Source organism: Pseudomonas edaphica (assembly GCF_005863185.1).
In the GTDB taxonomy this organism is placed as follows: Bacteria; Pseudomonadota; Gammaproteobacteria; order Pseudomonadales; family Pseudomonadaceae; genus Aquipseudomonas; species Aquipseudomonas edaphica.
On sequence record NZ_VBVZ01000170.1, the window covers coordinates 1 to 10,998 of the forward strand.

A 10,998-nucleotide genomic window follows, 5' to 3' on the forward strand; every position below is an offset into this window, starting at 1 on the left:
GCCCGCCACCGGGCAAAACACCGAGACCCACGCGTGGGATGCATCGGCGCCGATCAGCCGTGGCTGGCCGGGCGGTGGCTGGGTCAGCAGGTAGCCGCTGATGTAACGCGCGGCCAGGCCCCGCGAGCGCAGGCACGCGAGCATCAGGTGTGCGAAGTCCTGGCACACGCCGCGTCGGCGCTCCAGCACTTCCACCAAGGGCGTGGCGACCTGGGTGGCTTCGGCATCGAAGGTGAATTCGCTGAAGATCTTCTGCATCAAGGCCTGCACGCCCAGCAGCAACGGCACGCCTGGCGGGAAGCAGCTTTCGGAGAACTCGACGAAGGTGCTCTTCAGGTGCACGTAGGGCGACTCGAAGCGATAACGGCAGGCTTCGAGCATCTCCGGCGACAGCACCTGGCTGCTGTAGGTCAGGCTGTCGCGCGTCTGGTCCCAAGGCGGTGACTGCTGGAAATCCAGCGCCGGCCGCGCCAGCACTTCCACGGTCAGCCCGGCATTGACCAGCAATTCATCATGGGGCCGTTCGAACGCCAGCCGGGTGATCGGGTTGCCGAACACGTCCAGCTCATCACGACGCGACGACGGCTGCGGGCTGATATCCAATTGCTGGGAACTGCAGCGCTGCCACGCGCACGGCCGCGGCCACAGGTGCGCCAACTGCTGGGCCAGGGACACCGGGCTGTCGTAGTGGTAATGGGTATCGTGAAAAATCTGGTAGCGCGCACTCATCACACCGACACCGTTTGCTGGCTGACATCATCCACATGGGCAAAGTGGCGCAACGCCAGGCGATCCGACACTTGCCCGCTCTCATCGGCGACCGCTTGCAGCAGGTCCGCCAGGCCGTCCAACGCGGCACGTACGCTGGATTCGCCGAACAGCGGGTTCTCCAGGCAGCCCAGATCAAAACGCGACAGGCGCTCCACCAACGGCGCCAGGCCGATTTCCCGTGGCACGCCAAAGTCATCATTGAGACGCCGCAGGGTCCGGCTGACCAGCTTCAACTGAAACAGCACCGCATGCGGGTTCTGTTCATCGAGCAGCAACAAGTCGAGCACCGGGATCAGTTGCGGCACGGCCAGGTAACGCGAGCGATAGGTGATGCTGCTATTGCCCAGCTCCAGCAGCCATTCCAGCCCGGCCTGATCAAATACCGCCACGCCACGCAGGAACGCGGCGAGGCTGCTGCTGAGAAATTGCAGGCGCTCAATACGCCGGCCCATCATCAAAAAGCGCCAGCCTTCATCACGGGTCATGTCATCCAGGGCAAACCCGGACAGCGCCGCCAGGGACATCACCAGGCGGTTGAGGAAATCCAGCAACTCGCCAAAATCCGGGGCCTCGCTTTCCAACTCCAGGGCTTCGCGCTGCAACTCCACTAGCGCTTGCCAGTTCTCGCGGGACAACTTGCCACGCACCTGGGACGCCGCCCACTGCAAGCGTTGCAGGTTGGCGCGCAGGCTCGACGGCCAGTCATCGCCGAGCAAAGCGGCAAGCAGGCGCTCGGGCAGTTCGCCCTCCTCCGGCAACAAGCGCAGGGTCTCGCCCAGCTCGACAGCGGCCTGCAAGGCTTGCGGGTCGTCGCCATCGACATAGCGTGCCAGCACAATGCGCAGCCAGCGCGCGCTGTCATCACAGCGTTCGCAGTAACGGCCAAACCAGAACAGGTTTTCCACCACGCGCGACGGCAGATAAGGGTCGCGCCGCACCAGATCATGTACGCCAATCGCCCGTTGCGCGCGCCAATGCTCGCCGCCGACAGCGCGATCGCCGAGCACCCACGTGTCTTTGCTCGCGCCACCACGCTGCATCGACACCACTTCGGCATCCGCCTCAGCCGCCACGCGAGTCAGGCCGCCGGGCAGTACACGGTAGCCGTCAGCGCTGGCCACCGCGTACACGCGCATGCCGATGGCACGGTGTTGCAGATGGTCGTCGACGGTGTGCCACACCGGCGCCTGGGACAGTTGCGCCAGCTCCTGGGCCACATAGGCATAAGGCCGCGCACGCATGCGCTCGGCCAGGGCCAGGCGTTGCTCTTCGTTCAAATCGCGGCCGAATACCGGCGCGAAGCTTTGCGAAGGAAACGCTGGTTTGATCAGCAATTCCGGCAGCTTTTCCAAGGCTTCGGCCAGCACCGGCGCCTCGCCGCACCACCAGGTGGCGATGGACGGCAGGATCAGTTCTTCACCAAACAAAAACTCGTTGATCTTCGGCAGAAAGCCGAGCAAACCGGGCGACTCCAGCACGCCGCTGCCCAAGGCATTGGCCACCAGCACATTGCCCTGGCGCACCGCATCCAGCAGGCCGGGCACGCCCAGCGCCGAGTCGGTGCGCAGCTCCAGCGGGTCGCAGAAATCGTCATCCAGGCGCCGCATGATCGCGTGCACCCGGCGCAGGCCGCTGAGGGTTTTGAGGAACACCGTGCTGTCGCGCACCGTGAGGTCGCCGCCTTCTACCAATGGGTAGCCGAGCTGGCGCGCCAGGTAGAGGTGTTCGAAATAGCTTTCGTTGAAACGCCCCGGCGTGAGCAGCACGATCAACGGTGGCTGGTCATCACCGGGCGCCTGGCGGGCCAGGGTTTCCTGGAGCGTGCGGAAGAAACCGGTGAGGTGTTGAACCTGCAAATCGCGGTACAGATCCGGGAATGCACGGGACACGATGGTGCGGTTTTCCAGCGCGTAACCTGCGCCCGATGGCGCCTGGGTACGGTCGGCGGTGACCCACCAACGGCCATCCGGGGTGCGCGCCAGGTCCACGGCATACAGGTGCAGAAACGCGCCGTCCGGTGGCTGAATGCCCTGGCACGGCCACAGGAAGTTGTTGTGCCCAAACACCAGCTCCGCCGGCAACAGGCCTTCTTTGATCAAGCGCTGCGGGCCGTACAGGTCGGCGAGCACGGCATTGAGCAAACGCGCCCGTTGGGCGATGCCGGCCGACAGGTGCTGCCACTCATCGGCGGCCAGCACATGGGGCAGCAAGTCCAGCTCCCAAGGGCGGTCGGCGCCTTTGGGGTCGGCGTAGACGTTGTAGGTCACGCCGTTTTCCTGGATCTGCCGGGTCAGCAACGCCTGGCGCTGGGCCAGTTGCACGGGCGTACTGCGTTGCAGGTGATCGAGCAGGCGCTGCCAATGGGCACGTACCGCGCCACTGTCGTCGAGCAGTTCGTGATAGGTGCCCGCAGTGAGCGGGTAACGGTCGAGCAAGTCGGGCATGGAACGCTCGGCAGAGGCAAGGGAAGTCAGTTTAAATCAAATTCAACGCGATCTTGTGTGGGAGCTGGCTTGCCTGCGATAGCGGTTTTCCTACCACCTGATTGGCTGGCTGATACACCGCTATCGCAGGCAAGCCAGCTCCCACATTTTAGATCTCATTTAGTCATTTTTATTGGGGAAACGCCGCAAATCCAGGGTCATTGGTAGTTCATCGTTAATCACCAAGGGCGGCACAGGCAATTTGCCTGGGCTGTGGCCGAGGCGGAAAAACCGCGCCATGCGCCGGCTCTCCGCCTCATTGGCATTCACCGGCAAGCTGTCGTAATTGCGCCCACCCGGATGCGCTACGTGGTACTGGCAGCCGCCCAGCGAGCGTTGCATCCAGGTATCGAGCAAGTCGAACACCAACGGCGCATGCACCGCGATGGTCGGTTGCAAACAGTTGGCCGGTTGCCAGGCGCGATAACGCACGCCAGCGACGAACTCGCCGATACGCCCGGTCGGCTGCAACGGCACCGGGATGCCGTTGCAGGTCAGCAGGTAGCGTTGCGGCGCCAAGCCGCTCAACTTCACCTGCAAGCGTTCCAGGGATGAGTCCACGTAACGCACCGTGCCACCGACGGCGCCTTCTTCGCCCAGCACGTGCCAAGGCTCCAACGCCTGGCGCAACTCCAGTTCGATACCGCTGACGGCGTAGTCGCCGACCTTGGGGAAACGAAACGCCAGGTGCGCGGCAAACCATTCGGCGCGCAGCGGGTAACCAGCAGCATTCAGCTCGACGATCACGTCGGCAAAATCCTGCTCGATAAAGTGCGGCAGCAAAAAGCGATCGTGCAGCTCCGTGCCCCAGCGCGCCAGTTTTGCTGGTGCATACGGCTCACGCCAGAAGCGCGCGACCAAGGCCCGCAGCAGCAATTGCTGGGTGAGGCTCATGCGCGCATGGGGCGGCATTTCAAACGCACGCAGTTCCAACAGGCCCAGGCGGCCGGTGGCGCCATCGGGCGTATAGAGTTTGTCGATACAGAACTCGGCGCGGTGAGTGTTGCCGGTCACGTCGATCAGCAGGTTGCGCAACAGCCGGTCGACCAGCCACGGCGGGCATTCTTCGCCAGGCTCGGGCATTTGTGCGAAGGCGATTTCCAGCTCATACAGCGCGTCGTTACGCGCTTCATCCACCCGTGGCGCCTGGGAGGTCGGGCCGATAAACAGCCCGGAAAACAGGTACGACAAGGACGGATGGTTATGCCAGTAGCTGATCAGGCTGCGCAGCAAATCCGGGCGGCGCAGGAACGGTGAGTCTTTCGGCGTAGCGCCGCCCAGCACAAAGTGGTTACCACCGCCGGTGCCGGTGTGGCGCCCGTCGATCATGAACTTTTCGGTGGTCAGGCGGGTTTGCCGCGCCTCTTCGTAGAGGAACTCGGTGCGTTCTACCAGCTCATCCCAAGTGGCGGACGGCTGCACATTGACCTCGATCACACCCGGGTCCGGCGTGACCCGGAAGTTGCTCAAGCGCGTATCGAACGGCGGCTCGTAACCTTCCAGCAACACCGGGCAATGCAGTTCTTCGGCGGTGGCTTCAATAGCGGCCACCAACTCCAGGTAATCCTCGACGCGTTCCAGCGGCGGCATAAACAGGTACAAACGCCCTTCCCGTGCTTCGGCACACAAGGCGGTGCGAGTCAGCCAATCGGCGGATTCGTCGACCTTGGGCACGCGCTCGTCGCTCGGCGCAGGCGTGCCATGGCTTTGCAGTTGCGCGGTGGTCGGCAGGTCCGACTGATCCTGATTCGGGTCAGTGGGATGCACAAATGGGTATTCCGCCGCCGTCACCCACGGTTGCGAGGCCAGTGGCAGGCGGTAACCCAGCGGCGAGTCGCCCGGCACCAGACGGCAGTGGTTGTCACGCAGGTACCAGCGCCCACTCTGCCAGCGGTCATTGGCCGCCGTGCGCGCCAGCGGCAGCACTTGGCCGATGACTTTATCCAGGCCCTGGCTGAACACTTTGCGCAGGCGCTCGCGCTCCAGGTCATCACTCAGGCGCGGGTCCTGGGCGGTGACGTTTTGCGGCAGCGCACCTTCGCGCCACAGGTAGTAGAAGTTGTCTTCGAAAGCCGGGAACACAAAGCGTGCCGGCAGTTTAAGGCGCTCGGCGACACTGGCCAGGAAGCGCCCGGCCATCACGTCATCGGCGCCGTAGTCCTGTTGTTCATCGGCGATCAGCGCGCTGTTGTGCCAGATCGGCACGCCGTCGCGGCGCCAGTAGCAATTGAGCGACCAGCGCGGCAGTTGCTCGCCGGGGTACCACTTGCCCTGGCCGAAATGCACCAGGCCTTTGGGCGCGTAGTGGGCACGCATGCGCTGGAACAGCTCGGCGGACAGGCGACGCTTGTCCGGCCCCAGCGCCGCGGTGTTCCACTCGGCGCCGTCGGGGTCGTCGATGGAGACAAAGGTCGGTTCGCCGCCCATGGTCAGGCGTACATCGTCCTTGAGCAGGTCGGCGTCGATCTGCCGGCCCAACGCCTGGATCGCCAGCCATTGCTCTTCGGTGTAGGGCTTGGTGACGCGCGGCGCTTCCCAAATGCGCTCCACCGACATCTCGTGGGTAAATTCGCACTCGCAGGGTTCCACCAGCCCGCTGATTGGCGCAGCGGACGAAGGATCAGGGCTACAGGCCAATGGGATATGCCCTTCACCGGCGAACAGCCCGGAGGTGGCGTCCAGGCCGATCCAGCCCGCGCCGGGCAAATACACCTCGCACCAGGCGTGCAGGTCGGTGAAGTCGACTTCGGTGCCGGACGGGCCATCGAGGGCTTTGACGTCGGCGGTGAGCTGGATCAAGTAGCCCGACACAAACCGCGCCGCCAGCCCCAGGTTGCGCAGTAGTTGCACCAGCAGCCACGCCGAATCGCGGCAGGAGCCGGAAGCGGCGCCCAAGGTGAATTCCGGCGTTTGTACGCCCGGCTCCATGCGGATCAAATAGCCGATGTCGGCCGCCAGGCGCTGATTGAGCCCGACCAGAAAATCCACAGCCGGCAGCGGCGTGCGGTCGATGCCGGCCAGATAGGCGGCAAACTTTGGCGTCAGCGGCAAGGTTTCCAGGTACGGCGCCAGCTCGCGCTGCTCATCGGCGGCGTAGCTGAAGGGGATTTTTTCGGCGTAGGGCTCGAGGAAAAAATCGAACGGGTTGAATACCGCCATCTCGGCGACGAGGTCGACCTCAATGCGCAACTCATCGGTCTTTTCCGGGAATACCAGGCGCGCCAGGTAATTGCCCTGCGGGTCTTGCTGCCAATTGATGAAGTGCTGCTCGGGCAGCACTTTGAGCGCGTAAGACAAGATCCGCGTGCGGCTATGGGCAGCCGGGCGCAAGCGCACGATCTGTGGGCCGAGTTCGACAGCGCGGTCATAGCGGTAATGCGTAACGTGGTGCAACGCGACATGAATCGACACGGCGGCCTCCTGCGAGCCAGGGCATGAACACAAAGCGCGCAAGACTTATGCCAGAGCGGCCGTCATTGCGCTTTATCGTAAGACCCCGTGCAGTACAGCACCAAAACGGCGCCAACGTGGGTGCCGTGGTGCAAGGCTTGCACATATTTGTGGCGTGCGTGTGAGGCCGGGTAGTGAATCTACCCAGTCAGCGCGTTTTGTGGCGAGCGATCGTGGCTTCGCGAAGGTGGCGGACTTCGAGCAGCTTTTGGCGCATTTCGCGGTGGCGCTTGCTGTTAAGCAGGAGCAACCCCAACAGCGGAAAGAGCACAGCCGAACCGTAGACCAGTTTGGGAATGGGGTACTGGATCATCGGCAGCACGAACAGCAGGCAGCAACCCAGATAACCCGCCACCAGGCCGGTGGCCCATGGGCGGCCACGCGCAACCATCACGTTGGCAAAGACCAGCACCGCCACCAGCAACAAAATCGCCAGGCCTGAGTAGTCGGATTTAAGCGACGGATCGACACCCCGCAAATACGTCACGCCGGCGAGGGATACAGCAGACGCGCCGGAAAAGATCGCCATGAAGATCGTGCCCATGAACACCGGGAAATAGCGCGCGAGGAAACTGCCCATGTCGGGGAAACCTTTCATTCGGTGAGGTCCTCGTACAAGCCGATTGCAAGGGTGGTGGCGGTGCCCACGCTACCGCTGCGGTAGCTGCCCACGATACCGAGGATGCCGCCCAATGCGTCTTTCATCTGGGTCAGGGTGGCATGCCGAATTTCCGTGGAGCTGAAGCTCTTGGTCAGTTTGCCTGCACGCTGCTGCAACTTGAGCAACTTGGGCGTCAGGCTGGGGTCGCGCAGGCTTAGCAGCTCCTTGGTCAGTTTCTTGCGTTCCTGGCGATTCAAACCCTTGAGCAATTCATACCAACTCTTGCCCAGAGCGGCAGCCTTTTTGGCCCTGAGCAGCTTCACCGTGGTCAGCGCGCCGGTGCCGATCCCCACCAGGGAAGCCGTATCAAGGATGGTTGAAACAGCGCCGAACCATTCGGCGTCATCCATCCGGTCGTTAGCGTCAGGGTCGAGTATCTCGTTGTAGGTACGCGCCACGCCAAACCCGCATTGCGCACTGCTGGCCAGCGCCGCCGTCACGCCAATGCCCACCACGAACGCGCTGGCGCCCGCCGTAAAAGGCACGGCGACGCTGCCGCTGAACACCACGATCCAACCGATAATCGCGGCGGTGCACGACAAGCCCATATCAAACGCCTCTTTTCTGAGGCGTTCTTCCCGTGGGTCGGTCTTGACCTGCTCCACAAATTGCGCGGGCGAAATGTACTTCTGTGCTTCGCGCAAAATGATGCGCTTGGGCTTAATGCTGCAGAGGGGCTTGAATTCGCGCAGGGTGATCACATTGAAGTCGGCGTCGATGTACACCACACCGGCGCCGACAATGCCGGGGTCGGCATCGATGGCGGCGAACAACCGTGGCAGGTTGATCTGGCTTTCGATGCGCTGGCGCGCCATGAATTGGGAGCGGTTGGAGTCCATGCCGATGGAGAGCAGGGGGTTGCTCATGGGTGTTCTTCCTTGAATATGAGGGTGGCCGGGCCGGCTTTGTGGGAGCTGGCTTGCCTGCGATGGCGATCTAATGGGCGCCACCTTAACAAACAGGCACGCCAGCGAATAGAAAGCAAAACGCCAGCACGAGGCTGGCGTTTTGCATATTCAGGTTGCGATCAGCGCGGCACGACCGGCTTGCGCGCAGGCTTGCCGCCTTTGCCCTTCGCCGCATCACTGCGTTCTTTAGCCGCCTGCTTGTTACGCGCCTGAGCTGCCGCCTTGGCTTGCTCACGCTTGTCCCACGGGTTGCTGCCATCACTGCCGCGCGGTGGCAGGCCGGTGTGCTGGGTGAGGATCCTGGTGGTGGTCTCCTTCGCAACCTTATGGCTGCCAGCCGGCGTCGAGTTCTTGCGACGGGCGCTCTGGTAGCTGTCGGTGGACGGCTGGTGAAGCGGGATCAACTGATCCTTGCCCGGCCCGATCAGGTCGGCGCGGCCCATGCGCGTCAGTGCTTCACGCAGCATCGGCCAGCCTTTCGGGTCGTGGTAGCGCAGGAAGGCCTTGTGCAGACGGCGCTGTTCCTCGCTCTTGACGATGGTGACCGCGTCGCTCTTGTAGGTGACCTTGCGCAGCGGGTTCTTGCCCGAGTGGTACATGGCGGTGGCGGTGGCCATCGGCGACGGGTAGAACGCCTGCACCTGGTCGGCGCGGAAGCCATTGCCCTTGAGCCACAGGGCCAGGTTCATCATGTCTTCATCGGTGGTGCCGGGGTGGGCGGCGATGAAGTACGGGATCAGGTACTGCTCCTTGCCCGCTTCCTTGGTGTACTTCTCGAACATGCGCTTGAACTTGTCATAGCTGCCAATGCCCGGTTTCATCATCTGGTTGAGCGGACCTTCCTCGGTGTGTTCCGGGGCGATCTTCAAGTAGCCACCGACGTGGTGGGTAACCAGTTCCTTGACGTATTCCGGCGACTCGACCGCGAGGTCGTAGCGCAGGCCGGAAGCAATCAGAATCTTCTTCACACCCGGCAACGCACGGGCGCTGCGATACAGCTGAATCAACGAGGAGTGATCGGTGTTCAGGTTCGGGCAGATGCCCGGGAACACGCATGACGGCTTGCGGCACGCGGATTCGATTTCCGGGCTCTTGCAGGCGATGCGGTACATGTTCGCGGTCGGGCCGCCGAGGTCGGAGATCACGCCGGTGAAGCCTGGCACTTTGTCGCGGATCTCTTCGATCTCGCGAATGATCGACTCTTCGGAACGGTTCTGGATGATGCGGCCTTCGTGCTCGGTGATCGAGCAGAAAGTACAGCCACCGAAGCAGCCACGCATGATGTTCACCGAGAAACGGATCATGTCGTAGGCCGGGATCTTTTCCTTGCCGTACACCGGGTGCGGGACGCGGGCGTAAGGCATGCCGAACACGTAGTCCATTTCTTCGGTGGTCATAGGGATGGGCGGCGGGTTGAACCACACGTCCACTTCGCCATGCTTCTGCACCAAAGCGCGGGCGTTGCCCGGGTTGGTTTCCAGGTGCAGCACGCGGTTGGCGTGGGCGTACAGGACCGAGTCGCCACGGACTTTTTCCATGGACGGCAGACGAATGACCGTCTTGTCACGGGTCATGCGCGGGCTGGCAAGAATTTGTACGACCTTGGCTTCTTCCGGGTCTTCAACCGGGCCTTTTTCCTGCTCGATGGCGCAGGCCTGGGTGTCCTGGGTATTCACATACGGGTTGATGATCTTGTCGATCTTGCCCGGACGGTCGATACGCGTGGAGTCCACCTCGTACCAGCCTGCAGGCGTGTCACGGCGAATGAACGCGGTGCCGCGCACGTCGGTGATGTCTTCGATCTTGTGGCCCCACGACAGGCGCTGGGCAACTTCGACGATGGCCCGCTCGGCGTTGCCGTACAGCAGGATGTCGGCGCAGGCATCGATCAGGATCGAGTTGCGCACACGGTCCTGCCAGTAATCGTAGTGGGCGATGCGGCGCAGGGACGCTTCGATGCCGCCAAGTACGATCGGCACGTTCTTGTAGGCTTCCTTGCAACGCTGGCTGTACACCAGGCTGGCGCGGTCCGGGCGTTTGCCGGCCATGCCGCCTGGGGTGTAGGCGTCGTCGGAACGGATTTTCTTGTCAGCGGTGTAACGGTTGATCATCGAGTCCATGTTGCCGGCCGCGACGCCGAAGAACAGGTTCGGCTCGCCGAGCTTCATGAAGTCGTCTTTGGACTGCCAGTTCGGCTGCGCAATGATCCCGACGCGAAAGCCCTGGGACTCCAGCAGCCGGCCGATGATCGCCATGCCAAACGACGGGTGATCCACATACGCATCACCGGTGACGATGATGATGTCGCAGGAATCCCAGCCAAGCTGATCCATCTCCTCCCTGCTCATCGGCAGGAATGGCGCAGGACCGAAACATTCGGCCCAGTACTTGGGATAGTCAAATAACGGCTTGGCTGTTTGCATGACGGTGACCGGTGTTGAGATGAAAAATCGCGGGCGCGGAATATAGCACAAATTTTGACCAATTCCGACGGTAATGGTCGGAATTGTGCTGATGCAATCGAAGGCAAGCCAGCTCCCACACTCGAACGGTGAATACCTTCAAATGTGGGAGCTGGCTTGCCTGCGATGAGCATAGGTATCTACACAACTTTTAAAAGCAGCCTATTTCTCCTGTGGCGAGCAGGCTTGTCCTGCGTTGGGCTGCGAAGCAGCCCCAAAAACAGACGCTGAGTACTTTCAGCAAAATTGCCGTGCCTTTACTG

General features: G+C 62.4%; 6 protein-coding genes. All 6 read right to left on the bottom strand.

Annotation, left to right across the window (positions count from 1 at the left end; translation table 11 throughout):
- A partial coding sequence (locus FEM54_RS13460) for a transglutaminase family protein (protein ID WP_138451333.1) occupies positions 1–729 on the bottom strand: 729 nt, incomplete at its 3' end.
- Complete coding sequence (locus FEM54_RS13465) at positions 729–3,215, bottom strand: circularly permuted type 2 ATP-grasp protein (protein ID WP_138451335.1); 2,487 nt, start codon at positions 3,213–3,215, stop codon at positions 729–731. The genes FEM54_RS13460 and FEM54_RS13465, both read right to left, overlap by 1 nt.
- A 159-nt stretch (positions 3,216–3,374) precedes the next feature.
- Complete coding sequence (locus tag FEM54_RS13470) at positions 3,375–6,665, bottom strand: transglutaminase family protein (RefSeq protein WP_138451337.1); 3,291 nt, start codon at positions 6,663–6,665, stop codon at positions 3,375–3,377.
- A 187-nt stretch (positions 6,666–6,852) separates the two neighbouring features.
- Complete coding sequence (locus FEM54_RS13475) at positions 6,853–7,302, bottom strand: hypothetical protein (RefSeq protein WP_099548101.1); 450 nt, start codon at positions 7,300–7,302, stop codon at positions 6,853–6,855.
- Positions 7,299–8,231 carry an Ssp4 family T6SS effector gene (locus FEM54_RS13480; RefSeq protein WP_099548100.1) on the bottom strand — a complete coding sequence of 311 codons (933 nt, stop codon included), beginning with the start codon at positions 8,229–8,231 and terminating at the stop codon, positions 7,299–7,301. The genes FEM54_RS13475 and FEM54_RS13480 overlap by 4 nt, the downstream gene beginning before the upstream one ends.
- Positions 8,232–8,392: 161 nt before the next feature.
- Positions 8,393–10,696, bottom strand: a complete 2,304-nt coding sequence (locus FEM54_RS13485) for a YgiQ family radical SAM protein (RefSeq protein ID WP_138451339.1) — start codon at positions 10,694–10,696, stop codon at positions 8,393–8,395.
- Positions 10,697–10,998: the final 302 nt, after the last annotated feature.

Coding starts and splice junctions, on each gene's coding strand:
- FEM54_RS13465 (WP_138451335.1), bottom strand. CDS start 3,215: ATGCCCGACTTGCTCGACCGTTACCCGCTCACTGCGGGCACCTATCAC.
- FEM54_RS13475 (WP_099548101.1), bottom strand. CDS start 7,302: ATGAAAGGTTTCCCCGACATGGGCAGTTTCCTCGCGCGCTATTTCCCG.
- FEM54_RS13480 (WP_099548100.1), bottom strand. CDS start 8,231: ATGAGCAACCCCCTGCTCTCCATCGGCATGGACTCCAACCGCTCCCAA.
- FEM54_RS13485 (WP_138451339.1), bottom strand. CDS start 10,696: ATGCAAACAGCCAAGCCGTTATTTGACTATCCCAAGTACTGGGCCGAA.